The organism is Sinorhizobium alkalisoli, from assembly GCF_008932245.1.
GTDB lineage: Bacteria > Pseudomonadota > Alphaproteobacteria > Rhizobiales > Rhizobiaceae > Sinorhizobium > Sinorhizobium alkalisoli.
The window spans coordinates 37,395-61,010 of record NZ_CP034909.1 but is presented as its reverse complement, the minus strand read 5'-3'; the positions used below and the strand labels follow the sequence as shown (position 1 = coordinate 61,010).

23 protein-coding genes are annotated in these 23,616 nt (G+C 62.9%); 8 read left to right on the top strand and 15 right to left on the bottom strand.

Features of this window, described 5'->3' with window-relative positions:
• Positions 1 to 109 precede the first annotated feature (109 nt).
• Together dapE and EKH55_RS00280 are read left to right on the top strand one after the other, a co-directional pair.
• Positions 110 to 1,303 carry a succinyl-diaminopimelate desuccinylase gene (gene dapE, locus EKH55_RS00285; RefSeq protein ID WP_069459643.1) on the top strand — a complete coding sequence of 398 codons (1,194 nt, stop codon included), beginning with the start codon at positions 110 to 112 and terminating at the stop codon, positions 1,301 to 1,303.
• Positions 1,290 to 1,886 carry a hypothetical protein gene (locus EKH55_RS00280; RefSeq protein ID WP_069459644.1) on the top strand — a complete coding sequence of 199 codons (597 nt, stop codon included), beginning with the start codon at positions 1,290 to 1,292 and terminating at the stop codon, positions 1,884 to 1,886. The genes dapE and EKH55_RS00280 overlap by 14 nt, the downstream gene beginning before the upstream one ends.
• A gap of 9 nt (positions 1,887 to 1,895) precedes the next feature.
• Here EKH55_RS00280 and truA read toward each other — a convergent pair whose 3' ends face one another.
• The 3 genes from truA to def all read right to left on the bottom strand — a co-directional run bounded on the left by truA (position 1,896) and on the right by def (position 4,182).
• The gene (gene truA, locus EKH55_RS00275) at positions 1,896 to 2,639 is read right to left on the bottom strand and encodes a tRNA pseudouridine(38-40) synthase TruA (RefSeq protein WP_069459645.1); all 744 of its coding nucleotides are present in this window, start codon (positions 2,637 to 2,639) and stop codon (positions 1,896 to 1,898) included.
• The gene (gene fmt, locus EKH55_RS00270) at positions 2,639 to 3,574 is read right to left on the bottom strand and encodes a methionyl-tRNA formyltransferase (protein WP_151610760.1); all 936 of its coding nucleotides are present in this window, start codon (positions 3,572 to 3,574) and stop codon (positions 2,639 to 2,641) included. The genes truA and fmt overlap by 1 nt, the downstream gene beginning before the upstream one ends.
• Before the next feature lie 83 nt (positions 3,575 to 3,657).
• A complete protein-coding gene (gene def / locus EKH55_RS00265) occupies positions 3,658 to 4,182 on the bottom strand; it encodes a peptide deformylase (protein ID WP_069459647.1) in 525 nt (174 codons plus the stop codon).
• A 150-nt stretch (positions 4,183 to 4,332) separates the two neighbouring features.
• On the opposite strand from def, the gene EKH55_RS00260 reads away from it, so the two are divergent.
• The 3 genes from EKH55_RS00260 to EKH55_RS00250 all read left to right on the top strand — a co-directional run bounded on the left by EKH55_RS00260 (position 4,333) and on the right by EKH55_RS00250 (position 9,146).
• Positions 4,333 to 5,538, top strand: a complete 1,206-nt coding sequence (locus EKH55_RS00260; RefSeq protein ID WP_069459648.1) for a DNA recombination protein RmuC — start codon at positions 4,333 to 4,335, stop codon at positions 5,536 to 5,538.
• A gap of 50 nt (positions 5,539 to 5,588) precedes the next feature.
• A complete protein-coding gene (locus tag EKH55_RS00255; RefSeq protein WP_069459649.1) occupies positions 5,589 to 6,488 on the top strand; it encodes a ribokinase in 900 nt (299 codons plus the stop codon).
• A 273-nt stretch (positions 6,489 to 6,761) separates the two neighbouring features.
• Positions 6,762 to 9,146, top strand: a complete 2,385-nt coding sequence (locus EKH55_RS00250) for a methyl-accepting chemotaxis protein (protein WP_151610759.1) — start codon at positions 6,762 to 6,764, stop codon at positions 9,144 to 9,146.
• Between the two features lie 73 nt (positions 9,147 to 9,219).
• Here EKH55_RS00250 and EKH55_RS00245 read toward each other — a convergent pair whose 3' ends face one another.
• The gene (locus EKH55_RS00245; protein WP_069459651.1) at positions 9,220 to 10,164 is read right to left on the bottom strand and encodes a nucleoside hydrolase; all 945 of its coding nucleotides are present in this window, start codon (positions 10,162 to 10,164) and stop codon (positions 9,220 to 9,222) included.
• 211 nt (positions 10,165 to 10,375) lie between these two features.
• Here EKH55_RS00245 and EKH55_RS00240 point away from each other — a divergent pair, with 211 nt between their 5' ends.
• The gene (locus EKH55_RS00240; RefSeq protein WP_069459652.1) at positions 10,376 to 10,807 is read left to right on the top strand and encodes an Hsp20 family protein; all 432 of its coding nucleotides are present in this window, start codon (positions 10,376 to 10,378) and stop codon (positions 10,805 to 10,807) included.
• Positions 10,808 to 10,853: 46 nt separating this feature from the next.
• Positions 10,854 to 11,111 (top strand): BQ00720 family protein, encoded by a 258-nt coding sequence (locus EKH55_RS00235; RefSeq protein ID WP_069459653.1) that lies wholly within the window; start codon positions 10,854 to 10,856, stop codon positions 11,109 to 11,111.
• A gap of 149 nt (positions 11,112 to 11,260) precedes the next feature.
• On the opposite strand, the gene trmB is transcribed toward EKH55_RS00235, so the two are convergent.
• The 4 genes from trmB to lnt form a co-directional block, all read right to left on the bottom strand.
• A complete protein-coding gene (gene trmB, locus EKH55_RS00230) occupies positions 11,261 to 11,959 on the bottom strand; it encodes a tRNA (guanosine(46)-N7)-methyltransferase TrmB (protein ID WP_069459654.1) in 699 nt (232 codons plus the stop codon).
• Between the two features lie 233 nt (positions 11,960 to 12,192).
• A complete protein-coding gene (gene metK, locus EKH55_RS00225; RefSeq protein ID WP_069459655.1) occupies positions 12,193 to 13,461 on the bottom strand; it encodes a methionine adenosyltransferase in 1,269 nt (422 codons plus the stop codon).
• 203 nt (positions 13,462 to 13,664) lie between these two features.
• Entirely contained in the window at positions 13,665 to 14,084 is a 420-nt protein-coding gene (locus EKH55_RS00220) for a helix-turn-helix domain-containing protein (RefSeq protein WP_069459656.1), read from the bottom strand.
• 147 nt (positions 14,085 to 14,231) lie between these two features.
• Positions 14,232 to 15,827 carry an apolipoprotein N-acyltransferase gene (gene lnt / locus EKH55_RS00215; protein ID WP_069459657.1) on the bottom strand — a complete coding sequence of 532 codons (1,596 nt, stop codon included), beginning with the start codon at positions 15,825 to 15,827 and terminating at the stop codon, positions 14,232 to 14,234.
• A 415-nt stretch (positions 15,828 to 16,242) separates the two neighbouring features.
• Between lnt and EKH55_RS00210 the strand changes: the two genes are divergently transcribed.
• On the top strand, positions 16,243 to 16,821 hold the full coding sequence (locus EKH55_RS00210; protein ID WP_069459658.1) for a LabA-like NYN domain-containing protein: 579 nt from the start codon (positions 16,243 to 16,245) through the stop codon (positions 16,819 to 16,821).
• Positions 16,822 to 16,840: 19 nt separating this feature from the next.
• Here EKH55_RS00210 and EKH55_RS00205 read toward each other — a convergent pair whose 3' ends face one another.
• The 7 genes from EKH55_RS00205 to tsaB form a co-directional block, all read right to left on the bottom strand.
• Entirely contained in the window at positions 16,841 to 18,001 is a 1,161-nt protein-coding gene (locus EKH55_RS00205) for a hemolysin family protein (RefSeq protein WP_069459659.1), read from the bottom strand.
• Positions 18,002 to 18,012: 11 nt separating this feature from the next.
• Entirely contained in the window at positions 18,013 to 18,519 is a 507-nt protein-coding gene (gene ybeY / locus EKH55_RS00200) for an rRNA maturation RNase YbeY (protein WP_069459660.1), read from the bottom strand.
• A 15-nt stretch (positions 18,520 to 18,534) separates the two neighbouring features.
• On the bottom strand, positions 18,535 to 19,590 hold the full coding sequence (locus tag EKH55_RS00195; protein ID WP_069459661.1) for a PhoH family protein: 1,056 nt from the start codon (positions 19,588 to 19,590) through the stop codon (positions 18,535 to 18,537).
• A 117-nt stretch (positions 19,591 to 19,707) separates the two neighbouring features.
• Positions 19,708 to 21,108 carry a tRNA (N6-isopentenyl adenosine(37)-C2)-methylthiotransferase MiaB gene (gene miaB, locus EKH55_RS00190; protein ID WP_069459662.1) on the bottom strand — a complete coding sequence of 467 codons (1,401 nt, stop codon included), beginning with the start codon at positions 21,106 to 21,108 and terminating at the stop codon, positions 19,708 to 19,710.
• Between the two features lie 286 nt (positions 21,109 to 21,394).
• Positions 21,395 to 22,210, bottom strand: coding sequence for a lyso-ornithine lipid O-acyltransferase (olsA, locus tag EKH55_RS00185; RefSeq protein WP_069459663.1), 816 nt, complete (start codon positions 22,208 to 22,210; stop codon positions 21,395 to 21,397).
• 107 nt (positions 22,211 to 22,317) lie between these two features.
• Positions 22,318 to 22,815: a GNAT family N-acetyltransferase gene (locus EKH55_RS00180; RefSeq protein WP_069459664.1), complete on the bottom strand. Its 498-nt coding sequence runs from the start codon at positions 22,813 to 22,815 to the stop codon at positions 22,318 to 22,320.
• Positions 22,816 to 22,895: 80 nt separating this feature from the next.
• The gene (tsaB, locus tag EKH55_RS00175) at positions 22,896 to 23,576 is read right to left on the bottom strand and encodes a tRNA (adenosine(37)-N6)-threonylcarbamoyltransferase complex dimerization subunit type 1 TsaB (RefSeq protein WP_151610758.1); all 681 of its coding nucleotides are present in this window, start codon (positions 23,574 to 23,576) and stop codon (positions 22,896 to 22,898) included.
• Positions 23,577 to 23,616: the final 40 nt, after the last annotated feature.

Genomic DNA, 23,616 nt, shown 5'->3' with positions numbered 1-23,616 from the left:
GACGATCGTCCGGCCGTTTTCGATTCCATGACTGCGTGACAGCTCGAAATCGATCGGATAAACCAGCAATTCCTCCATTGGCCCACCGGCACCGCAGGCATTCCGCTCCATGTTTCCGACCGATCCGATCTCCAATCTCGCCACCCTCATCCGCTGCCCGTCGGTAACTCCGACCGAGGGCGGGGCGCTCGCTACGCTCGAAGCGATGCTTTCGCCGCTCGGCTTCAAGGTCGACCGGATGGTCGCGCAAGAGGCCGGGACGCCGGATATCGAGAACCTCTATGCACGGCTCGGAACGCAAGGTCCGCATCTGATGTTCGCCGGCCACACGGATGTGGTCCCGGTCGGCGACGAGGCCGCATGGAGCCATGGCCCGTTCTCCGCCGAGATCGCCGGCGGCGAGATGTATGGCCGCGGCGCCGTCGACATGAAGGGCGGCATCGCCTGCTTCGTGGCAGCGGTTGCCCGACACATTGAGACGCATGGGCCGCCGCAGGGTTCCGTTTCCTTCCTGATCACCGGTGACGAGGAAGGTCCTGCGATCAACGGCACGGTGAAGCTGCTCGAATGGGCGGCAGGCAAAGGCGAGCGCTGGGACGCCTGCCTCGTCGGCGAACCCACCAATCCCGATGCGCTCGGCGAGATGATCAAGATCGGTCGCCGCGGTTCCCTTTCCGGCCGGATCACCGTCCATGGCGTTCAGGGACATGCCGCCTATCCGCACCTCGCCGACAATCCGGTGCGCGGTGTCGTTCAGCTCGTCCAGGCGCTCATGCACCCGCCCTTCGACAAGGGCACGGAGAATTTCCAGTCGTCCAACCTGGAAGTGACGACGGTCGATGTCGGAAATGTCGCCGTGAATGTCATTCCCGCCAAGGCAAGTGCTGCTTTCAACATCCGTTTCAATGATAGCTGGACGGTCGAGAGCCTGAAGGCAGAGATCGTCTCGCGGCTCGACGAGGCCGCTAAGGACGACAGGCTCAGACCCGGCCGGGCGCCGGTCAGCTATGAAATCGTCTGGAACGAACGCCCGAGCCATGTTTTTCTGACCCGTAACGATGCGCTGATCGAGTCGCTTTCGGGCGCAGTCGAAAGCGTCACCGGACGCCGACCCAAACTCTCCACCACCGGCGGCACCTCGGATGCACGCTTCATCAAGGATTATTGCCCGGTCGTCGAATTCGGCCTCGTCGGGCAGACGATGCACATGGTCGATGAGCGCGTCGCAGTCGCCGATCTCGAGACGCTCACCAATATTTATGAATCCTTCATAGCCCGCTGGTTCGGCCATGCCGTCGCTTGAAGAGGTCCTCTCCTACGTCAAGGGACTTTGGCTGCTGATCCTCGGCAAGCGCGAAGGCTATGGCTGGCTGGACATCAGCGAACGCGGCCTGTGGCGCTCCTTCGCGGCGATCCTCTGGTCGCTGCCTGCCATGGCGGTGACCTGGGCCTCCTGGCGTCTCTACTATCTTTCCGCAATGCCGAGCGGCACCACCGTCGGCGGCAGCTTTTTCCTCAAGCTCTTCATCGTCGATCTCGCAAGCTGGCTCGTGCCGATCCTGCTGATCGTCGTCCTTTCACGGCCGCTCGGCTTCGCCGGTCTCGTGGTGCCGGTGATCGTCACCAGCAACTGGCTGTCTGTGCCCCTCTCCTATGCGATGGCTGTGCCGGCCGCGATCCTGCTCCTTACGCGAGGAAGCCAGCAGGTGACCGCATTCCTGTGGCTGATCGTGCTCTTCGCCAGCATCGCCCTGCTCTTCCGGCTGCTGCGCACGATCACCGGCAATGAGAACCTGCTCGCCGCAGCGCTGACGGGGCTGTTCCTGCTGCCTTCGATGATGGTCGGACAATATCTGCAGCATCTCTTCGGCCTGGTACCGGGTTGAACCCACGGTTCAGTAGTCCACCTGCAGGAAGTAAAGGCCGTCGGGCGGCGCGACAGGACCGCAAGCCTTGCGGTCCCGCGCTTCGAGTGCCGCCTGCAGAGCTTCCGGCGTCCATTTGCCCTCGCCGACGAGTTTCAGCGAGCCGGCGAAGGAGCGGATCTGGTTATGCAGGAAGCTCTGCGCACTCGCCCGGATCTCGATGAGTTCACCGTTGCGGGTGACATCCAGCCGATCGAGCGTACGGAGAGCGCTCGTCGCCTGACAATGGGCCGAGCGGAAAGTGGTGAAATCGTGATGGCCGACGAGCCGCTGGGCCGCCTCCTGCATCGCCTCATGGTCGAGCGTCTTCGGCACCCACCAGGCGCGCCTTGCCTCGAGCGCCAGCGGCGAACGGCGGGAAATGATGCGGTAGAGATAGTGGCGGCGGACGGCGGAAAAGCGCGCGTCGAAATCCGGCGGCACGTCCGCCGCATCGAGGATCGAGACCCTATCGCCAGCGAGCGTCAGGTGGGCGTTCAACGCGTTGCGCAGCGTGTGGCTCTTCCATTCGCGCCCCAGATCTACATGCGCCACCTGGCCGATTGCATGAACGCCGGAATCAGTGCGCCCGGCGCCGCGGATCGAGACGATCTCGCCGGTCAGCGACAGCACCGCCTTCTCGATCGCGCCCTGCACTGAACGGCCGTTCTCCTGCCGCTGCCAGCCGACATAGCCGGAGCCGTCATATTCGACAGTCAGGCGATAGCGCGGCATCAGGCGATCCTCGAGCCGGTCGCAACGGGCGTGCCGCGCAGGAACTCGGCCGTGGGAAGCGCCTTGCCGCCCGCCCGCTGCAAGCGCGTCGGCCGCACGGCCCCTTCGCTGCAGGCGATCGTCAATGCTTCGTCGAGCACAGTGCCGGGCTTGCCGGTTCCTTCGGCAAGTTCCGATCCCAAAACCTTGGTGCGTTCGATACGGCCGGCGGTCACGAGTTCGAACCAGGCGCCCGGAAAGGGCGAAAGGCCGCGAATATGGTTGTGGACCTCGCGCGCGGGCTTCGAAAAATCGATGCGTGTCTCGTCCTTGGTGATCTTGGCGGCGTAGACGACGCCCTCTTCCGGCTGCGGCGTCAGCGTCAAATCGCCCGCCTCGAGCTTCGCCATCGCTTCCTTCATCAGGCTCGCGCCGACATGCATCAGCCTGTCGTGCAGCTCGCCGGCCGTCATTGCCTCGCCGATCGCAACGCGCTTCGTCAGCGCGACGGGGCCGGTGTCGAGCCCCTTGTCCATTTTCATCACCATCATGCCGGTCTCGCTGTCGCCGGCCATGATGGCGCGCTGGATCGGGGCCGCACCCCGCCAGCGCGGAAGGAGCGAGGCATGGCCGTTGTAGCAGCCATGGCGCGTGCCCGAGAGAATCTCCTCCGGCAGCAAGAGCCCATAGGCGACGACGACGGCGACATCGGCATCGAAGCCGCGAAAACGCTGCCGATCGGCCGGATCCTTGAAGTCGACAGGCGTCAACACCGGCGCGCCCAGTAGCTCCGCCGCCTGGTGCACCGGCGATTTCTGAAGATCGAGGCCACGCCGGCCACCGGGACGCGGCGGCTGGGTGTAGACGGCGACGACCTCATGCCCGGCTTCTGCGAGCGCCGCCAGCGTCGGAACGGCAAAGTCCGGTGTGCCCATGAAGATGATGCGCAGCGGCAAGTCGGTGTACTCCGTATCTCTCGATTGCCCGAAACGGCGTCGTGCTCAAGCGCCGATCCTTCATGCCGGTTGCATCGGAGCCGTCAGATCGCCCGGCTTCCGCGTACCTTGGCAGCCTTGGTGAACTTGCGGATCACCATATCGCGCTTGAGCTTGGAGATATGGTCGATGAAGAGCACCCCGTTCAAGTGATCGATCTCATGCTGCAGGCAAGTGGCAAGCAGCCCGTCGGCCTCGATGCTCTGCTGCTTGCCGTCACGGTCGAGATATTCGACGGTGATCGCCGCCGGGCGCTCAACTTCGGCGTAATAGTCCGGAATCGACAGGCAGCCTTCCTCGTAGACCGAGCGCTCCTCGGAGTAGCGGACGACCTTGGGATTGATGAAGACGAGCGGCTTTCTCTCCTCGCCCTCCTTGGTGACATCCAGCACCAAAAGGCGCCTCGGCAAGCCGATCTGGATGGCCGCAAGGCCGATGCCAGGAGCATCGTACATGGTCTCGAGCATATCGTCGGCAAGGCGGCGGACCTCGTCGTCGATGGTCTCCACCGGCGCCGACATCTGGCGCAGAATGGGATCGGGAAGGATGATAAGCGGCTTGATCGTCATGCCGCTCCCATAACCGATCTTTCCGCTCGGGCGCAAGGAATTTGCCGATTGCGGTCCGGATGGCCACCCGATCGGCTCCCGCCAAGGCGCGACTTTTCTTTGTTCTCGTTTTGATCTGGCCATCGGAAACGAATCTGTTAGGCTGCGGCCATGGAGCCCGTCGCCTTTTCCTTCGACCAGCCGCTGTTTCAACTCGGCGCCCTGCCCATCACGGCAGGCTATTTTGTCACCGCTGCCGCCCTGCTGATCGCACTCCTGGCGATCATGGCCGCGGGCCGTGCCCGTGCGCTTCGCGCGGACGAGCGCGCCGAGCAGATTGCGTCGCTGCTTGCGGCACAGACCGAAATGCAGGGACGGATCGCAGCGATGGCGGACGTCTTCGGCGCCCGACAGGCTGAGCTCAACCAATCGCTCAGTCAGCGGATCGACGGGATGACGCACCGGATCGGTGCCTCGATCAGCGAGCAGACCAAGGCAACCCACGAAAATCTTCGGCGGCTGCAGGAGCGGCTGGCCGTCATCGACAGCGCCCAGAACAACATCCAGGCGCTCGCCAAGGACATGGCCGGGCTGCAGAGCATCCTTTCCAACAAGCAGACGCGCGGCGCCTTCGGCCAGTCGCGCATGGAGGCGATCGTCGCGGATGGGCTGCCGATCGGCGCTTACATCTTCCAGGCGACGCTCTCCAACGGCGCACGGCCTGATTGCGTCATCCGCATGCCGAACGATCAGCCGCCGCTCGTGATCGATGCGAAATTCCCGCTGGAGGCCTGGAACGCCATGCGCGATGCCGAGAGTGCCGAGCGGCGCCAGCAGGCCGCGCAGGCCTTTCGCCGCGACATGGAAGTCCATATCCGCGATATCGCCGGCAAATACCTGCTCTCCGGAGAAACGCAGGAGACCGCGTTTCTCTTCGTCCCATCCGAATCGATCTTCGCTGAGGTCCACGAGCATTTCGAGACGGTCGTGCAGAAGGCCCATCGCCAGCGCGTCGTCATCGTCTCGCCGTCGTTGCTGCTCCTTTCGATCCAGGTCATCCAGGCGATCCTCAAGGACGCGCGCATGCGCGAGCAGGCGCATCTAATACAGGGCGAGGTCGTGCGCCTCATGGAGGATCTATCCCGCCTCGACGAGCGCGTGCGCAAGCTCCAGGGGCACTTCGCCCTGACGCAGAAAGATATCGACGAGATCCTGATCTCCTCCGACAAGCTGACGCGCCGTGGCGCGAAGATCGAGGCGCTGGACCTGGAAACGCCACCCGCACCCGCGCGCAGCAGCAAGGAAGAAGGTTCGGGCGAACGGTCCATGGAGGGCCGTATCGGTCAATTGAAGCTCAGAGTGGTTGACGAGGACTGACGCGCTCGGGCACTGTCCGGCAAATCAGCAACCGATGGGGCACGTTCCAGATGATCACTGTCCTTGGGTCCATCAACATGGACCTGATCGCCACGACCACGCGCCTCCCGAAGCCCGGCGAGACCGTTGCCGGGACGGGCTTTGCCACCGCCGCCGGGGGCAAGGGCGCCAACCAGGCGCTGGCCGCCCGTCGCGCCGGCGCATCCGTGCGCATCGCCGGTGCGGTCGGCTCGGACGGCTTTGCCGAAGGTGCGCTTGCACTGCTCAGGGAGGCGGGTGCCGATCTCAGCCTTGTGAAGACGGCCGTGGAGCCGACCGGTACCGCACATATCATGGTCGACGGTGAGGGAGAGAATGTCATCGTCGTCGTTGCCGGTGCCAATGCGACCGTCAGCGCAAGCAATGCCGTTGCCGCCGTCGAGTCGATGTCAGTCGGCGACACGCTGATGCTGCAGCTGGAAATACCGGCAGCCTCCGTGGAGAAGGCACTGACCGAAGCCCGGCGGCGCCGGATCCGCTCCGTCATCAACATCGCGCCGCTGACGCCGGACGCCGCCCGCCTTGGCCGCATGGCCGACATCGTCATCGCGAACGAGACCGAGTTCGAACTGCTCGCCGGCAGGGTCGGCATCGCGGGCCCCGAACGGGAAGCGGCGATGATGGCTCTCCACGCGGAGACCGGGCAGACGCTAATCGTTACGCTGGGCGCCGACGGCGCCGTGGCGATCCACGATGGCGAGGTCCATCGCGCGAAGGGGCTGGCGATCGAGCCCGTCGACACGGTCGGTGCCGGCGACACCTTCTGCGGCTATCTCGCCGCGAGTCTGGACTCGGGACTCTTCTTCCCCGAAGCGCTTCGCCGCGCCGCCGTCGCCGGGTCGCTCGCCTGCCTGAAGCCGGGCGCACAACCGGCGATCCCGTTCGCCTCCGAGGTCGCCGTCCGCCTCTGACGACAGCGCCGATATTCGGCCATTCGCAATCAGGACAGGCTCTGTCGCGGCAACGACGCCTGCACCCTGGAATATCCCCGGAGGGCCAGGAATTGGCCGATTTGTTGCCTCTATCTTAATCTTTGATCGCTTATCCAGATTACGAAGCGGGCCATTTTAGACCCGGTTCCTTCATGCCGGTCGGCATCACGCGCTCCATGACGGAGTTTCACCCTACAGTTCGGACTGTCGCGCCGCATTGCAAGCTGCGGACTCTCAGTGCGTGAGGATTTAATGATCAAGTTCCATGCCAAATCGCTGGCGACCAAGCTGATTGCCGTGACGGGCGGCACGATCGCCCTGGTGCTGCTCGCCTCGAATTTCGTTCTCATCTCCCAGACCCAGGATCGCGTCGAGACGCTGGTCTTTGAGGGGGCGCAGGCGGAAGCACGCGCCATTGCTTCCGACATTGCCGGCAGCGTCGGTGAACTCGCCGCGGCGGCGCGGACCATGTCAGGCGTGCTCGGGCGCGGCCACGCGGGAAAGTCCGTCGACCGTGCGGGCGCCATCAACCTTTTGAAGGCGAACCTGGACCAGCATGAATTCGCCTTCGGCAGCTGGTTTGCCGAGGAGATCAAAGCCTTCGACGGGCGTCAGCGGGAAGTGGCCAGCAACGAGGAACTCGGCGCCAACGCCGACGGCGTCTTCACGCCCTATTGGTCGAAGAACCGCGACGGCCAAGCGCAATTTTCGACTTTCGGCGCCGACTATGCCGCCGAATGGTACGCGCTGGCCGCAAAGAGCGGCAAGGGTGCGATCACGCAACCTTACCTCGCCGAAGGCACTGACGTACCGACGACGATGACGTCGATCGCCTACCCGGTGATGTCGGATGGCAGGATGATCGGTGTCTCGGGGGTCGACATCTCGCTCGCTTCTCTCGCCGACCGGCTCGGCAAGCTCAAGCCTTTCGGGTCCGGCCGCGTATACCTGCTTTCGCAGAGCGGAAAGTGGCTCGCCGCGCCGATTCCCGAGTTGCTCATGAAGGAATATGAGGGCGAAGGCGCGGACGTGGTCAAGAATGCCCTCTCGTCAAACGCCTCCGGCACGATCAAGAACCTGACCTATGACGGAAACGAACCCTTCGACCGCGTCGTCTATCCCTTCAAGCTGCCCAATGTGAACGCCAGTTGGGTCGTGCTCGTGGATGTGCCTCGCACCATCATCAACGCTCCGGTCAACAACCAGACCTATATGATGATCGGTGGCGGTCTCGTCGTACTCCTCGCCGTGCTCACGGGTCTTTATCTTGCCGTGCGCAGTTTCGTGCAAAAGCCGCTCTCCGGGCTCGTGCGCGACGTGGAGACGCTCGGCAACGGCGATTACGCAAACCCGATCTCCGGCCAGGACCGCACCGACGAAACCGGCGCCGTGGCCAAGGCGCTCGAAGGCTTCCGCCACCAGCTTGCCGACACCAAACGCCTGGAAGGCGAAGCGCGGCACGAACGCGAGCAGGCGGAGCGCGAGCGCAGCCGCTCCGAGAGCGAAAGAGCCGAAACCAGTGCGCTCCAGCGCGACATCGTCGCACGCCTCGGCAACGGCCTGTCACATCTCGCATCCGGTGACCTCACCTTCCGGATCGCGGATGAATTCCCCGCGGAATACGCGCAGCTCAAGCGCGATTTCAACGCCGCGATGGACAGCCTCGAAGAGACGATCCGCACAGTCAACCAGTCCGTCGTCAACATCGGCGGCGGCACCGGCGAGATTTCGAGCGCCGCCAACGATCTCTCGCAGCGGACCGAGCAGCAGGCGGCAAGTCTCGAAGAGACCGCGGCCGCCCTCGACGAGCTGACCTCGCAGGTCAATGCCAGTGCCGAAAATGCGAAGGTCGCGGCAAAATCGGTCGAGCTCGCCAGCAGCGATGCCGAACAGTCGGGCGAAGTCGTGCAAAAGGCGATAGCTGCGATGCATGGCATCGAGCAATCCTCGCACGAGGTCAGCCGCATCATCGGCGTCATCGACGAGATTGCTTTCCAGACCAATCTCCTGGCGCTCAATGCCGGCGTCGAAGCCGCTCGCGCCGGGGAGGCGGGCAAGGGCTTTGCGGTCGTGGCGCAGGAAGTCCGCGAGCTTGCCCAGCGTTCTGCAAATGCCGCCAAGGAGATCAAGACGCTGATCAACACATCGGCGGGCCAGGTGCGCGAGGGCGTCGATCTGGTCGGCAAGGCGGGCGGCGCGCTCGAAAAGATCGCCGAGCAGGTGGTCGAGATCAACGGGCTAATCCGCCAGATTTCGAGCTCCGCCTCCGAGCAGGCCGTCGGGCTCAAGGAGATCAACGTGGCCGTCAATCAGATGGACCAGGTGACGCAGCAGAACGCCGCCATGGTCGAGGAGACTACGGCGGCCAGCATGGCGCTCAACGACGAGGCCCGGGCGCTCAGCGCTCTCGTCTCCCGCTTCCGGTTGGCGGAGGAGGAAACGACGCAGGCGGCCGCCGAGCGGCTGCGTGGTGCCGCCGCGCGGTTGCGGTCAGCCGAAGGCGCAGCTTCCCGTCCGCATTCCGCAGCGGCGAGCCGCACGCAGCAAGGTACTGGGTACTCCCCCCCGCGGCCGCACATGCCGGCCCGGACTATCGGCGCCAACGCCCTGGCGGAGAACAACTGGGAAGAGTTCTGACCAGAGCAGGAGACACAGAAAACGGCGCCCCATTGGCGCCGTTTTCATATTCTGGGGTATCATCCGGCCATGCTCAGATACGCGCCAGGCGATCCGTAAGCAGATCGAAGAAGCCCTCATCGTCGATGTGCCGCATGACCATGGCATTGTGCTCGCGGCCCGTGACCTGCCACCAGTCGACGACAGTCATGCCGGTTGTCAGCGCCGAAGTCGTTTCGATCTCGACATTGCAGTCGCGACCGGTGAAGAGCTCGGGCCGCAACAGATAGGCGATAACCGTCGGGTCGTGCAGCGGCCCACCATCGGTGCCGTACTTCTCGATGTCGAAGCGCTCGAAGAACTCGAGCATCTCCGCAAGCGCGACCGCCGCCGGGCTGCCGATTGCGCGGATCTTCTCGACTCGGGCCTTGTGTGTGAGGACACGGTGCGTCACGTCGAGCGGCATCATCACGATCGGAATGCCGGAGCTAAAGACGATCTCGGCGGCCTCCGGATCGACAAAGACATTGAACTCAGCCGCCGGCGTGATATTGCCGCCTTCGAAAAAGCCGCCGCCCATCATCACCAGTTCCCGTACCCGCGGGGCAATCTCCGGGGCCTTGGTGAGGGCGAGCGCGATATTGGTGAGCGGACCAAGCGTGCAAAGCGTCACCGCGCCCGGCGCCTCGGCGCTGAGCGTCGCGATAATGAAATCGACGGCGTGCTGCTCCTCAAGCGGCATTGTCGGCTCGCTCAATTCGGGGCCGTCGAGCCCGGTCTTGCCATGGACGTGCTCGGCGGTGACGAGCGGGCGCGCCACCGGCCTATCCGCGCCTGCGAAAATCTTCACGTCCGTCCTGCCGCAGAGCTCGCAGACGATCCGCGCATTGCGCGCCGTCAGCGTGAGCGGCACATTGCCAGCGACGGTGGTGATGCCGAGAACGTCGATTTCTTCCGGGCTGCCTAAGGCGAGCATGATCGCGGCCGCGTCATCCTGCCCCGGATCCGTGTCGATGATGATCTTTCGCGCGTTTGACACTTGTCCTACTCCTGCCATCTCGAATCTGCGGATTTGCCGCGCAACACATAACCACGGCGCGGCTTCAGGCCGTCGCCCGGTGGACTATGATTTGCGCCCGCACCAGAGGCAAGCCGCTTGCACTCGTTGCGCACAGCCACCATATTGCTTGGCGGGATGCTGCTTGGCAGGTCCTGGAAGATGGTCGCTTGATCTCGCAAGGACTTGAAGAATGAGCAGGATTACGCCGTTTACGAGCCCGCTCCTGGTGGGCTTCGACAGCATGGAAAAGACCCTTGAGCGCATCGCCAAGGCGAATGACGGTTACCCTCCCTACAATATCGAGCGCATTCATGGCGACGGCACGGCCGGCGCGCCGGAGCGCTTGCGCATTACCCTTGCCGTTGCCGGCTTTTCCGAGGACGACCTGGATGTGACGACGGAGGAAAACCAGCTCGTCATCCGCGGCCGCCAGATAGAAACCGGCGAGCGCGATTATCTGCATCGCGGCATTGCGGCCCGCCAGTTCCAGCGCACCTTCGTTCTTGCCGACGGCATGCAGGTGCTCGGCGCGGAATTGCGCAACGGACTCCTCTCGGTCGATCTCGTGCGGCCAGAGCCGTTGAGAATGGTAAAGAAAATTAACATTTCGGTCCCAGAATAGGATAACCGGCGGGCATTTCCCGCGCCGGCGACCACGGAGCACCACCATGGGACTGAAAACCATCAACACATTGCTGTCCAAGAACGACCTCGCGCATCTCGGCGCGGGCGAAGTCGGTTATATCCGCAAGATGCGTTCGGAGGAGGTCTCCCGCTGCTTTCCGGAAGCACCCGAAATCGGCCCCGGCATCGATCTCTGGGCGTTATTTGCAGCCGACGGAACGCCGATCCTGTTGACCGACAACCGCTCCAGCACTTTCTTCAAGGCCGCCGAGGACGAATTGCGCACCGTAACGCTGCATTGACTGCTGGACAGTTTTCTTCCCGCTCACCCGGCTGCCGCTGCCGCAGCCTTCTCCCAGCGGGCGCGAAGACGGGGAAAAGGGGCGTGCCGCGGCTCTCCCCCCTGGAAGGGCTACCGCATCGACCTCGATTCCGATTTTCGGCAGATGCGCTAAGTGCGCCGGAAGGTCAGATAGGCGGAGTTGCGCCCCTCCCGGCGGGCCTTGGCCTCGTAGCGCGTGGTCGGCCAGCCCGCGAACGGTGACAGCCAGTCGGCCGCATTTTCCGCCGTCCATTCGAAGGAAGCGTGATCGCGGCAATGGATAAGGGTCCAATTGACGTAGCTGTCGATGTCCGAGGCGAAGCAGAAGAAGCCGCCGGGTTTGAGCACGCGGGCGAAACGATCGAGATTGGCCTTCGAGACGAACCGCCGCTTCCAGTGCTTCCGTTTCGGCCAGGGATCGGGATAGAGCAGATCGATCTGGTCCAGTGAGGCGGCGGGCAGCCAGTCGAGCACCTGGGTCGCATCGTCGTCGTAAAGCCGGATATTGCCGATCCCCCGCGTTTCGATCTGGCCGAGCAGCTTGGCCATGGAATTGACGAAGGGCTCCACACCGATGAAGCCCGTGCGCGGATCCTCCGCCGCGCGATGCAGGAGGTGCTCGCCGCCGCCGAAGCCGATCTCCAATCGGATCCGCTGGACCGGGACGGCGAAGAGCTCCGGGAGGGATGCAGGCGCCGGATGGTCGAGATCGAGCTTCAGAACCGGCAGAATGGTTTCCAGATTCGTGGCCTGGCGTTCCCGCAAGGGCTTGCCCTTGCGACGGCCGTAGAAGGCCTCCGTTGCTCTGGCGCGGCGCGGTTCGGTCATGTCGTCATTCCATTCAACAGGCGGGGCGGATGCCCGTTTCGAGCATCCGCCGCGATCTACAGCGCCGCGCGTCTTATTAGACGCGCAAAGGTCGCTATAGCACTTTGAATTTCTGCAAGTCTTTGTCCTTTAATCGAGGTCGATTAAAGGAGACATGCAGTAGCAGAACCATGCATCAGAATCGATCCGTGGCGCTTCGATTTGAGCGCGACGACCTCTGTCAGGCCGGCAGGTCAGGCGGCGCGGCCGTTGAGCGCCGTGGCGTCGAATGCGATCGCTTCCTTGAGCGGCTTCACAAGATCGAGCCTTTCCCAGGAGAAGGAGCCGTCGCGGCCGGCCTTGCGTCCGAAATGGCCATAGGCGGCCGTCTTGGCATAAATCGGCCGATTGAGATCGAGATGACGGCGAATGCCGGTGGGCGAGAGGTCCATGGTCTTACGGATAGCCCTTTCGACCTGGTCTTCGGAAACCTTGCCCGTGCCGTGCAGGTCGACATAGATCGACAGCGGCTGGGCGACACCGATCGCATAGGAAAGCTGAATCGTGCAACGGTCGGACAGGCCTGCCGCGACCACATTCTTGGCGAGATAGCGGGCGGCATAGGCGGCCGAGCGGTCGACCTTGGTCGTGTCCTTGCCGGAGAAGGCGCCGCCACCGTGCGGTGCGGCACCGCCGTAGGTATCGACGATGATCTTGCGACCGGTAAGGCCCGCATCGCCGTCCGGACCGCCGATGACGAACTTGCCGGTCGGATTGATATACCAGGTGCAGTCAGCGGCGATCTTCAAGTCGGCGAGCGCTTCGCGGATGTATGGCTCGACGACGGCGCGAACCTTGGCCGAATCCCAGCTCTCGTCGAGGTGCTGCGTCGAAAGCACGATCGAGGTGACCTCGGCCGGCTTGCCGTCGATGTAACGAACGGTCACCTGGCTCTTGGCGTCCGGACCAAGCTTGGCAACCTCGCCGTCACCCTTTTTGCGCGCAGCGGCGAGCAGGTTCAGAATGCGATGCGAATAGTAGATCGGAGCCGGCATGAGCTCTGCCGTCTCACGGCAGGCGTAGCCGAACATGATGCCCTGGTCGCCGGCGCCCTCCTCGCCCTGCTTGTCTGCGGCACTGTCGACCCCCTGAGCGATATGCGCGGACTGGAAGTGCAGGAGCACGTCGATCTTCGCCGTCTTCCAGTGGAAGCCGTCCTGTTCATAGCCGATGTCACGAATGGCTTTGCGGGCGGCGGATTTGAACTTCGACGGGTTGATCACCTCGTTGCCGTTCTTGTCCTTCTTCAGCAGGCTCGGCGGCAGGCGGACCTCGCCGGCGATGACGACGCGGTTGGTCGTCGCCAGCGTCTCGCAGGCAATGCGCACACTCCACGGATCGACACCGGACTTCGCCGCTTCGCGGTAGACCAGATCGACGATCTCGTCGGAGATGCGGTCACACACTTTATCCGGATGACCTTCGGCTACGGATTCACTCGTGAACAGGTAGTTTGCGCGCATGCGGGAAGTCCCCTCAATGAAAGAAGCGGTCCCGAACTGTTAGTGGTTTTGCCGCCAAAAAACAAGCGAACAACGACATAAATATATCTTTATATCAGCATTGATCAACGCTCCGCTGCGCGCCTGGGATGGACTACCGAAGGCGCCGGCCGGCACGAAAAAAGCGGCCCAAGGCCGCTTTTTCAGATTGGTGGAGCGCTTTCTCAGTCGCTCTCCGCCTCCGCGGCCAGCGCCTTCACGAGATCCACCAGCTTGCGTCGAACCTTCGGGTCGGAAATCCTGACGAAGGCGCGATTGAGCTGCAGACCCTCGGAAGACGACAGGAAATCGACCACATAGTTGGAGCTGGATGACTCCGACATTCCGGACTGAACGCCGGTTCCCTCGCCCGGGGCGTCCTCGAAGAAAAACGAGACCGGGACATTGAGGATCGTGGCAATATTCTGCAGGCGGCTGGCGCCGACGCGGTTCGTGCCCTTTTCGTACTTCTGGATTTGCTGGAAGGTGATCCCCAGACTCTCGCCGAGCTTCTCCTGGCTCATGCCAAGCATCGTCCGGCGAAGGCGAATCCGGCTGCCGACATGAATGTCGATCGGATTCGGCTTCTTCTTGTTTTCGACCATATTCGCGTTCCTAAACACGCTGTTTCAATGATCCACAACCTCTCATTGCTTGCCGCTCATCGGAAGCACGCTTCCCGCGAAGGCGGGGCTACAGCGGCAGGTGGAGGTTGACGGTAAGAACCACTATGCAATTTTAGGGGTTTTTGGTCAATTCTTCCGAAGGCTGAAACTTCTGCGTGAAATCATCGCAATCAAAAAGAGAATCCCTATCGTAACCCAGAGAATCCGGTCACGCGTAGTAGTATCAGTCGCCGTGAGCATTTTTCCCGGTAAGGTGGCGTCAATAACTCCCTTGTAATTGTATCCCAACCCTACCACTAAAACGCCGCGTGCATCAATCACTGCTGATATACCGCTATTGGCGGAGCGGATCATCGGCGTCCCACTTTCGACGGCACGCAGTTGCGCCTGATGAAAGTGCTGGCGGGGCCCGGGCGTATCGCCGAACCAGGCATCATTGGTGACGTTCAGGAGCGCGTCGGCCAAACGGCCACTACCATCAATCTCGTCGGGAAAGATCGCTTCATAGCAGATCAGCGGGTAGATGGTCTTGCCCCCCGGCAGCGTCAGCAGCGGACGTGTTCTCGCCGCCGAAAAGCCGCCCGGCATCGAGGCGGCGACGGAGCTCAGGCCCCAGGACGAGAACAATTGCTCAAACGGCAGATATTCGCCGAAGGGTACCAGATGGACCTTATCGGCGGCCGCGACGATCTGGCCGCGGTCGTCGATGACATAGATCGAATTGTAATAGCGCGGCGGCAGGCCGGCGCCCGCATCCTCGGCACGAACAGCGCCGGTGATGAGGATCTGGCCATCATCGAGAACCTCGTCGATCCGCGTCAACGCATCGGGATTGTCCGTCAGGATGAAAGGGATCGATGTTTCCGGCCAGACGACGATGTCCGGCCTTTTGGCGCCTTCCTCGCCCGGTGCGGCCGTCAGCGCGAGATGCTCGGCGAAAATGGCGGCGCGCTGGCGATCGTCGAGCTTCTTCGCCTGGTCGATGACCGGCTGAACGAGCCGCACCGTCAGCGAAGCTCTCTTCGGCGCTGGCGGCGGCAGGGTCAATCGATAGTAGCCGAAGCCGATATGGGCGGCGAAGAGTACAATGGCGGCGGCAAGTCCGATACGCGCGCCCCTTCCCGTGCCGACCAGGGCTGGGGCTGCAAACACGAAGACCGCGAGCATATTGATCGTTGCCAGGTTCACGACGCTTGCCGACTGCATCATCAGCGGCATCGGCATCGCCGCATAGCCGATCGCATTCCAGGGAAATCCGGTGAAGAGAAAACTGCGCGCCCATTCGGCAAGGCCAAAGCCGAGTGCAAGCGCGGCAATTCGGCCGACACCGTCGGACCAGAGACAGCGCGCCACGAGCACGGCGAAGGTATAGAAGAGTGCGAGAAAAGCAGGGAGGCCGATGACTGCCAGCGGCAGCGCCCAGGCAAAGACATCCGCCTCCACGAGAAGGGCGTTGCCGAGCCACCACAAGCCACCCAGAAAATAGCCGAAGCCGAAGCTCCAGCCAATCGAAGCGGCGGGCAGCAGGCGCCGGACCAAGCCCTCGTTCGGATCGGAGGCCACGCCGTCGATCAACCAGACCAGGACTGGGAAGGACAGGAAAGCGGCCGCAAAAATCCCGAAAGGCGCCTGGGTGAACACTGCCACAAGACCGGCCAGAAAGCCGACAAATGCTCGGGAAACTCCGGAAAGGAGGATGATTTTACCTGCCAGTCTTTCCATTGACACTCCAATCGGCGGCCGGAAAGCCGCGCGGGAAGAACCGAATCGATTGGCGGCAGTTTTTCAAAAAAACGGTCGCTTGTCCCGCCACGGCGGCGGCCATTCCTGTCGGACGCAGCAATTGCGTCGATGACTTCGCGCGAGGGTTGAGGTAGAATTGACGCGAGTTAACCACAGTTGCCAATATGCTAGGGCGCAGCTATCGGTTTTCTCATTTTTGCGTACCATATCGTCACTACAGCGCCGCGCGTCTTATCAGAGGCGCAAAGGTCGCTGTAGGACTTTATATTGCTGCATGTCTTTGTCCCTAAATCGAGGACGATTAAAGTGGACATGCAGTAGGCGTTCGACTCCGCCTATGGCGATCCGTTTAGGGCGCCGGGATTTGGGTATGTTGAGTGACAAAGGAGTCACAATGTTCGATTCCCGCGAAAAGATCGCACTCTTCATCGATGGCGCCAACCTTTACGCAGCATCGAAGAGCCTGGGCTTCGACATCGATTACCGCAAATTACTAAGCGCATTCCAGAAGCGCGCCTATCTGCTGCGCGCCTATTACTACACTGCGCTGATCGATGACCTCGAATTTTCCACGATCCGTCCCTTGATCGATTGGCTGGACTATAACGGCTATACGGTCGTCACCAAACCGGCCAAGGAGTTCACCGATGCCCAGGGTCGGCGCAAGATCAAGGGCAATATGGACATCGAGCTCGCGATCGACGCCATGGAGCAATCTCAGGTCGCCGACCACATCGTGATCTTCTCCGGCGACGGCGACCTTACCACGCTCGTCGAGGCGCTGCAGCGCAAGGGACGCAAGGTCTCCGTCGTTTCGACGATGGCGACGCAGCCGCCCATGGTTGCCGACGACCTGCGTCGCCAGGCGGACCATTTCATCGACCTGATCACCTTGCGCGGCGAGATAGACCGGCATCCGCCGGAATATTTACCTCAGCCGGTCAAACAGAAGAACGCAGACGTCAACCATTGACGCGGAATGGCCTCAGCGATCACTCGACGGGTGGCGGAGACCGGAGGTCGGCCTGACCGCCGCCGATCGGCGTGAACGCCTCCGGCACGCCCTCTTTCTCGGCCTTGTGCAGTCGCCGACGGGCCGGCGGACGCTTGCGCATGATGCGCACGCGCTTCACGCGGCGCGGATCCGCGTCGAGAATCTGGAATTCGAAGCCTGGAATGGCTTGAACCACCTCGCCGCGAACCGGAATCCGGCCAAGCGAGGCGAAGACGAGGCCGCCAAGCGTATCGACATCCTCGATCTGCTCCCGCACGTCGAAATCCGGTCCGATCGCCTGGGAGATCTCCTCGAGCTCGACACGAGCATCCGCCACGAAGACGTCCTCCGAGGTGCTGGCGAACATCACCTCCTCGTCGTCATGCTCGTCCTCGATGTCGCCGACCACCATTTCGACGATGTCTTCCAGTGAGACGAGACCGTCGGTGCCGCCATATTCGTCGATGACGAGAGCCATCTGAATGCGTGCGGCCTGCATGCGCTGCATCAGGTCCGAGGCGAGCATCGAGGGCGGCACGAAGAGGAGTTGGCGTATGATGCCCGCCTCTTCGACCGTTTTGTTCAGATCGACGCGCGCGAGGTCGAAGCCGGACCTTGGCTGACGCGACGCCTTTTCGCCCCTTTCAATGGCCGTGGTGGCCTGCGCCCTGCCGTTGCGGCGACGGTTGCGGGCCTGCTTCGTCACATAGGCGAGAAGGTCGCGGATATGGACCATGCCGCGCGGATCATCGAGGCCTTCGCTGTAGACAGGCATGCGCGAGCGCCCGGATTCCTCGAAGAGGACCATGAGTTCGCCAATGGTGATGCCCTGGTCCACCGCCTCGATATCGGCGCGTGGCACCATGACATCCTCGACCCGCACCTCGCGGAAGCGGAGGATGTTGTTGAGCATCGCCCGCTCCTCGGGCGAAAACACGGTGTTGCTGGCGGCATCGAACATCAACGCATCCGCGAGGTCCTCTCGCAGGCTCGACGTATTTGCTCCGCGCAGCAGGCGTGCAGCTCGGCTCCAGAAGGATGTTGTGGATCTGCTGCCCTCTGATCTGGAGGCGGAGCTACTACTGCCCGCCTCGGGCTCGCCGGAGGCTTCCGCCTCCTCATTCGCAACCGTGACCGGCTGTGTCTTGAACTCGTTCATCGTTCCAACTGTCAATGCGGGGAGAGGTCCCCGTAAGGGTCAGATAGGCCAAGACGCGCCAAAATGCGAGTCTCCAGGCCCTCCATTTTTTCTGCTTCGCCGTCTTCGATGTGATCATACCCGAAAAGATGCAGGAATCCATGGACGAGTAGATGGGTCAAATGCTCCTCGAATGGCTTTCCCAATTCGGCCGCTTCACGCTTCAACGTCTCATGGGCGATGACGATGTCGCCGAGCATCGGCCCCGGCATCTGGCCCGGAGTGACTGCAAATGCCGGAAAGGACAAGACATTGGTCGGCTTGTCCTGATTGCGCCATTCCGCATTGATCGCCCGGATCGACGCATCATCGGTAAAGACCAGTGACAGTTCCGGCGCTTCGGCGGGGAATGGCTGCCCCTCTTCAGTTGCCAGAAAATCCGCTGCCGTCGCGAGAACGCCTGCCGAAAACGACTGCAGGTCGCTCTCCGACGCCCAGTCTCCCCCTTCGACGCTGATCTGAATATCCAAGGCCGTCATGGTCGCCCGCAATCGTCAGCGATCGCTCTGCTCGCTCTCATCGTGGACGGCCGTGTGGCTTTCATAGGCCCTGACGATGCGCGCCACCAGCTCGTGGCGCACGACGTCCGCATCCTTGAAGCGGATGACCGAAACGCCTTCGACACCCTTCAGGATCTGCAGCGCCTCGACGAGACCGGATTTCACGCCGCGCGGAAGGTCGACCTGGCTCGGGTCGCCGGTCACGATCATCCGGCCGTTTTCGCCAAGACGGGTCAGGAACATTTTCATCTGCATCGAGGTCGTATTCTGTGCCTCGTCAAGGATTACGGCGGCATTCGCGAGGGTGCGTCCACGCATGAAGGCGAGCGGCGCTATCTCGATGACGCCCGCCGATATCGCCCGCTCTACCTTGTCGCCTGGCATCATGTCGTAAAGGGCATCGTAGAGCGGCCTCAGATAGGGATCGACCTTCTCCTTCATGTCGCCGGGCAGGAAGCCCAGCCGCTCGCCCGCCTCGACCGCCGGCCGCGACAGGATAATGCGATCGACCGCGCCGCGTTCCAGAAGCTGGGCCGCATGTGCGACGGCAAGATAGGTCTTGCCGGTGCCGGCGGGGCCGACGCCGAAGACGAGCTCGGAGCGGTCCATGGCACGGATATAGGCATCCTGCATCGGGGTACGGGCGGCGATCGTCTTCTTGCGCGTCGAAATCTGCGCCATGGTCAGCTTGGCCTTGCGCTCCATCGTCGGCAATTGCAGTTGGTCATCCGCCGCAACCGCCATGCGAATCGCGCCCTCGACGTCGGAGGTCTCGATGGCGGCGCCGCTTTGCAGTCGCCCGTAGAGGTAATCGAGCGCGCGCCGCGCCTGATTCGTCGCCACCACATCACCGGAGATGGCAACGGAATTGCCGCGGGGCCTCGCATGGATGCGCAGGCGCTCCTCGAGCAATTTCAGGTTCTGGTCGAATTGGCCAAAGAGTTCACTGGCGAACCGATTGTTCTCGAACGTAAGCACGAAGTGATTGGCGTCTGTCGCGGATGTCTTCGATTGGCGCGATGAGGATGAAATCATCTCGTGTCCGTTCAAGCGGTTCGGGCTCCTCGCTCTTGATCCGCGGCGCCACGCGTGGACGGCAGCGCGCAGACTCTTGTAACACTTTACCGGCGCAAAAGCTCCCGTTGAACTCCATTGCCGGTCACGGCGCTATTCGATCATCTCGGCAAACAGGCTGTTGGAGCCGGCCTTGGTGATTCGTACCTTGATAATGTCACCGATTTGCGATCGCTTTGCATCAACATTCACGGGCTGCAGCCAGGGCGAGCGACCGACAAGCTGGCCGGCCATGCGGCCCGGCTTTTCCAGAAGCAGATCGATTTCCCGTCCGACGCAGGCCGCGGCGAAGTCGCGCTGCTGCCGTGTAAGCAAAGTCTGCAATCTTTCCAAGCGCTTGGCCTTCACGTGCTCGGGAACCTGTTCCTCGAGTTCTGCGCCCGGCGTGCCCGGGCGGCTCGAATATTTGAACGAGAAAGCCTGTGCATAACCGACCGCCTCGACGAGGCCCATCGTGTCCTCGAAGTCCTTGTCCGTCTCGCCCGGGAAGCCGACGATGAAATCGCCGGAAAGCGCTAGGTCCGGTTGCGCGGCCCGGATGCGCTCGACAAGGGCGAGATATTCGGCAGCCGTATGGCGCCGATTCATGGCTTTCAGGACGCGATCGGACCCCGACTGAACCGGCAGGTGCAGGTAGGGCATCAGCTTCGCCATGGAACGATGTGCCTCGATCAGGCTGTCGTCCATGTCGCGCGGGTGGCTCGTGGTATAGCGCAGGCGCGCGAGCGCCTCGATTGCGCCAAGGCGCTTCAGAAGATCGCCAAGCCCCCAGTCGCGACCGTCCGGGCCCGTTCCGTGCCAGGCATTGACGTTCTGACCGAGCAGGGTGATCTCGCGAACGCCGCCCTCCACCAGCCTTTCCGCTTCGGCAACGATCTGCGCCACCGGCCGCGACACTTCGGAGCCGCGGGTATAGGGCACCACGCAGAAGGTGCAGAACTTGTCGCAGCCCTCCTGCACGGTCAGGAAGGCGGTGACGCCGCGGGCGCGGGTCCTTGCCTTGTCGGGCTGCGGCAGATGCTCGAACTTGTCCTCGACGGCGTAGTCCGTCTCGACGACGCGTTCGCCGTTGCGCGCCCGCTTCAGCGCCTCGGGCAGGCGATGATAGGTCTGCGGACCGATGATGAGATCGACCGCCGGCGCGCGGCGAAGGATTTCGTCGCCTTCGGCCTGTGCGACGCAGCCGGCAACGCCGATCACCATCTCGCGGCCTTCGCTCGCCCGCGCCTTCTTCAGTTCGCGCAGGCGCCCCAATTCGGAATAGACCTTTTCGGCGGCCTTCTCGCGAATATGGCAGGTATTGAGCAGGACGAAATCTGCCTCTTCCACCGCGTCGGTCGCGACATAGCCGTCACGCAAGAGCGCATCCGACATGCGGTCGGAATCGTAGACGTTCATTTGGCAGCCATAGGTCTTGACAAAGACCTTGCGTACCGGGGCGTGGTCGTCGCCGGCAACGGGCGCTGTCGGCAGAAGGGCGGTTTCCTGGCTCATGCGCGGTTCTTTAGTTCAAAGCGGCCCAAAATTGAAGCATTTTCGGCCGCCACCGTGGCTCGGCCGGACCTGCCAGGGTCCGGCGTTCGCCCGCAAGGGCGCTTGCAGCCCCGCGCAACCCTTCAGACGCGAACAGGTCGCTGCAACGCTTCGAACTGAGTACTGAGCTTTCCGAGCGATGCGCTACTGCATGTCTCCTTTAAACGACCTCGATTAAAGGACAAAGACATGCAGCATTTCAAAGTGCTACAGTGACCTTTGCGGGTCTAATAAGACGCGCGGCGCTCTAGGCCGCGTCCTGGGCGCCGCTTGCCGATCGTCCCCTCAACCGGTCCGACAACATGCGGCGGATCCGCCGTTCGACCAGGCGGCTCACCTCCTTGCGGTTGGACCGACGGTCGTAGTCCACCGCCTCGCCGAAATCGACTTCGACATCGATCGCCCCTTCCCGAAGGACGCCGAGGAGATGCGGGATCAGCCCGATATCGCCCGGCCACGCTGCGATCGGCCGGTGGTAGCGTCCCATCGGCATGCCGTGAATGCCCGTATAGGAAATCGCCACCGGCTGGACATGGACCACACCGGTCGGAGACTGCGGCACGGCCGTGGCCGCGGCGCCGAACAGGGATGATTTGATCTCGAGCAGGCGATTGCCGTCCGATGTCGTGCCTTCGGGAAACAGCACCACCACTTCGCCATCGGCAAGCCGGCGGCCGATCTCATTTGCCTGCTGACCGGCCGAACGTTTCTGCTCGCGCTCGATGAAGACGGAAGCCTGCAGGCGGGCAAGATGGCCAAAGACGGGCCAATCCTTGACCTCGGATTTGGCGACGAAGACGACGTCGGCGATGGACGAAAGAACGAGGACGTCCTTCCAGGAGACATGATTGGAACTGAGAAGCAAGGGACGGCGACGCTCCAGGGTCCCGTGCACCCGCACGCGAAGACCGAGCAGGTCGCAGGCGATGCGATGCCAGACCCGCGGCAGGTAGCGGCGCGGCATCAGGTCGTACCGGAGGCAGATCAACTGGACCGGTATCAGAAGGAAGGAGACGACGAGGAGCAGGAGGCCGTAGAACGCGACCCGTATCCAGTTGACCATCCGCAAACTTTCCGATCGCCGGCCGCGGCATCGCGGCCTCTTACGAAATCTCCCTCCACCCGCATCCGATCTACGGATGTGGGCTGGGGGATCGCCGTCGCAGGGAACTAGCGAAGATCGAGCCGCATGACAAGCGCGGCGGTGCGCGCGCCGGCGGGCCCCTGGTAATAGGCCCGGCGCTCGCCGACTTTCGAGAAACCGAGCTTGCGATAGAGCCCGATCGCAGCCTCGTTGGTTTCGTCGACTTCGAGGAAGAGCGCCTCGGCTCCCTTGACGAGCGCCTCGCGCGTCACGGCCTGCATCAGGCGCCAGCCGAGGCCGGAGCGGGCAAAGCGCGGGTCGACGCCGATCGTCAGGATTTCCGCCTCGCCGGCGGCAGCACGCGACAGAACGAAGCCGCCGAAGGAAGCGCGGAAGCCACCGCTGGTCTGGCGTGCGGCAAAACCGAAGACCGTATCCTGCGTGAGAAGCGCGTGAATTTCGCCGTCGCTCCAGGGCGCGGCAAAACGGTGACGATGAAGCGTCGCCGCGGCCTCAAGATCAGCCTCCTCCAGCGGGAAAATATCGAACTCGGCGCGGCGGGTGAAATAGTCGGTGAAACTCATCGTCGTCGATTCTGCGCATCCGGTTGCACGGCGCGGTACGTCGTCGTCGACGCACCGAATTCGTCACATCAACATTGGGTCTATCCCGCAACGGCCCGCGTCAGCGCAAAACCCGCTTGAGGCTTCGCGTCCGGGCCGCGCAGATAAAGCGGCTTCGGCTTGGCCGAAGCTGGATCGGCCGCAGCACCCAACCGGGCGACCACGGCGATGTCGATCATGTCCGTCTTACGGCTCGCCTCACCTGCCATTTCGGAAGCGGCGACGAGATGCGCTGCGGAACCGCAGACGAGGCCGTCAAAGCCGGAGAACCGCTCGCGCGCCAGGTCAACCGGCAGGACTTCTGGCGCCGTCTCCGGCTGACCAAGCGCGTCGAAGAACTGGACATAGACCTCGTCGCGCTTGGCGTCGATCACGGCAAGCGCCGGCCGGCCAGGCTCAGTCTTTCGGGCGCTCTCGGCGACGGCATGGAGCGTGGTGACGCCGACAGCCGGCTTGCCAAGTGCAAGTGCCAGTCCCCTTGCCGCCGCAACGCCAACGCGGATCCCAGTGAAGGAGCCGGGACCGACGGTCACCGCGATCCGGTCGATATCCTCGAGCCGTCGGGCCGCGGCGCTGAGCGCCTCGTCGACGAAAGCCATCAGGCGCTCCGCATGTCCGCGCCCGATATCCTCTTGCGCGCGCGCCAGAATCACCCCGGCGGCGCCGTCGTAAACGGCGGTCGCACAGCCGGAACCGGACGTATCAATGGCAAGAACAAGCATGTTAGCCGACACAACCTCCCGAGCCTTGCGCGGCCGCGCA

Excerpts from the sequence above, each read along its gene's own strand:
- EKH55_RS00240 (WP_069459652.1), top strand. The coding sequence starts at position 10,376 with ATGAGCAGGATTACGCCGTTTACGAGCCCGCTCCTGGTGGGCTTCGAC.
- ybeY (WP_069459660.1), bottom strand. The coding sequence starts at position 18,519 with ATGACGGCCTTGGATATTCAGATCAGCGTCGAAGGGGGAGACTGGGCG.
- tsaB (WP_151610758.1), bottom strand. The coding sequence starts at position 23,576 with ATGCTTGTTCTTGCCATTGATACGTCCGGTTCCGGCTGTGCGACCGCC.
- truA (WP_069459645.1), bottom strand. The coding sequence starts at position 2,639 with ATGCCGCGCTATCGCCTGACTGTCGAATATGACGGCTCCGGCTATGTC.
- lnt (WP_069459657.1), bottom strand. The coding sequence starts at position 15,827 with ATGGAAAGACTGGCAGGTAAAATCATCCTCCTTTCCGGAGTTTCCCGA.
- EKH55_RS00205 (WP_069459659.1), bottom strand. The coding sequence starts at position 18,001 with ATGAACGAGTTCAAGACACAGCCGGTCACGGTTGCGAATGAGGAGGCG.
- olsA (WP_069459663.1), bottom strand. The coding sequence starts at position 22,210 with ATGGTCAACTGGATACGGGTCGCGTTCTACGGCCTCCTGCTCCTCGTC.
- EKH55_RS00280 (WP_069459644.1), top strand. The coding sequence starts at position 1,290 with ATGCCGTCGCTTGAAGAGGTCCTCTCCTACGTCAAGGGACTTTGGCTG.
- trmB (WP_069459654.1), bottom strand. The coding sequence starts at position 11,959 with ATGACCGAACCGCGCCGCGCCAGAGCAACGGAGGCCTTCTACGGCCGT.
- EKH55_RS00235 (WP_069459653.1), top strand. The coding sequence starts at position 10,854 with ATGGGACTGAAAACCATCAACACATTGCTGTCCAAGAACGACCTCGCG.
- EKH55_RS00260 (WP_069459648.1), top strand. The coding sequence starts at position 4,333 with ATGGAGCCCGTCGCCTTTTCCTTCGACCAGCCGCTGTTTCAACTCGGC.
- EKH55_RS00210 (WP_069459658.1), top strand. The coding sequence starts at position 16,243 with ATGTTCGATTCCCGCGAAAAGATCGCACTCTTCATCGATGGCGCCAAC.
- dapE (WP_069459643.1), top strand. The coding sequence starts at position 110 with ATGTTTCCGACCGATCCGATCTCCAATCTCGCCACCCTCATCCGCTGC.
- EKH55_RS00255 (WP_069459649.1), top strand. The coding sequence starts at position 5,589 with ATGATCACTGTCCTTGGGTCCATCAACATGGACCTGATCGCCACGACC.
- metK (WP_069459655.1), bottom strand. The coding sequence starts at position 13,461 with ATGCGCGCAAACTACCTGTTCACGAGTGAATCCGTAGCCGAAGGTCAT.
- EKH55_RS00180 (WP_069459664.1), bottom strand. The coding sequence starts at position 22,815 with ATGAGTTTCACCGACTATTTCACCCGCCGCGCCGAGTTCGATATTTTC.
- EKH55_RS00250 (WP_151610759.1), top strand. The coding sequence starts at position 6,762 with ATGATCAAGTTCCATGCCAAATCGCTGGCGACCAAGCTGATTGCCGTG.
- EKH55_RS00220 (WP_069459656.1), bottom strand. The coding sequence starts at position 14,084 with ATGGTCGAAAACAAGAAGAAGCCGAATCCGATCGACATTCATGTCGGC.
- miaB (WP_069459662.1), bottom strand. The coding sequence starts at position 21,108 with ATGAGCCAGGAAACCGCCCTTCTGCCGACAGCGCCCGTTGCCGGCGAC.
- def (WP_069459647.1), bottom strand. The coding sequence starts at position 4,182 with ATGACGATCAAGCCGCTTATCATCCTTCCCGATCCCATTCTGCGCCAG.